This window comes from Streptomyces lancefieldiae (assembly GCF_031845825.1).
GTDB classification, from domain to species: Bacteria; Actinomycetota; Actinomycetes; order Streptomycetales; family Streptomycetaceae; genus Streptomyces; species Streptomyces lancefieldiae.
Genome location: NZ_JAVRFH010000229.1, coordinates 1 through 1,138 on the forward strand (window position 1 = coordinate 1; position 1,138 = coordinate 1,138).

The following is a 1,138-nucleotide window of genomic DNA, read 5'->3' on the forward strand; positions in this document are numbered from 1 at the left end:
CCTTGATGGTGCCGGACTTGTGGGCGTTGAGGGGCTGTTCCATCTTCATGGCTTCCAGGACGACGATGAGGTCGCCTTCCTGGACTTGCTGGCCCTCCTCGACCGCGATCTTGACGATGGTGCCCTGCATCGGGGAGGCGAGGGTGTCGCCGGAGGCGGCGGGGCCGGACTTCTTCGCCGCGCGGCGCTTGGGCTTGGCGCCGGCGGCGAGGCCGGTGCGGGCCAGGGACATGCCCAGCGAGGACGGCAGGGAGACTTCCAGGCGTTTGCCGCCGACCTCGACGACGACGGTCTCGCGGCCTGTGTCCTCGTCCGTCTCCGTGTCGGCGGGGGCGGTGAACGGCTTGATCTCGTTGACGAACTCGGTCTCGATCCAGCGGGTGTGGACGGTGAAGGGGTCGGTGGAGCCGGTGAGCTCGGGGGCGAAGGCCGGGTCGGTGACGACGGCGCGGTGGAACGGGATGGCGGTGGCCATGCCCTCGACCTGGAACTCCTCCAGGGCGCGTGCGGCCCGCTGGAGGGCTTCGGCGCGGGTGCGGCCGGTGACGATGAGCTTGGCGAGCAGGGAGTCCCAGGCGGGGCCGATGACGCTGCCGGACTCGACGCCGGCGTCCAGGCGGACGCCGGGGCCGGTGGGCGGGTTGAAGACGGTGACGGTGCCGGGGGCGGGGAGGAAGCCCCGGCCGGGGTCCTCACCGTTGATGCGGAACTCGAAGGAGTGGCCGCGCAGGGCGGGGTCGCCGTAGCCGAGCTCCTCGCCGTCGGCGATGCGGAACATCTCGCGGACCAGGTCGATGCCGGCGACTTCCTCGGTGACCGGGTGCTCGACCTGGAGGCGGGTGTTGACCTCGAGGAAGGAGATCGTGCCGTCGGCTCCGACGAGGAACTCGACGGTGCCGGCGCCGACGTAGCCGGCTTCCTTGAGGATGGCCTTGGAGGACGAGTACAACTCGTCCATCTGGGCGTCGGAGAGGAAGGGGGCGGGGGCTTCCTCGACGAGCTTTTGGTGGCGGCGCTGGAGTGAGCAGTCGCGGGTGGAGACGACGACGACGTTGCCGTGGGTGTCGGCCAGGCACTGGGTCTCCACGTGGCGGGGCTTGTCGAGGTAGCGCTCGACGAAGCACTCGCCGCGGCCGAA

Annotated in this window: 1 protein-coding gene; it reads right to left on the minus strand. The window is 70.6% G+C overall.

Going from position 1 to position 1,138, the window contains the following annotated elements; translation table 11 throughout:
• Nucleotides 1–1,138: ATP-binding protein (locus tag RM812_RS41805; protein WP_311586198.1), on the minus strand; the 1,138-nt coding region annotated here is incomplete at both ends.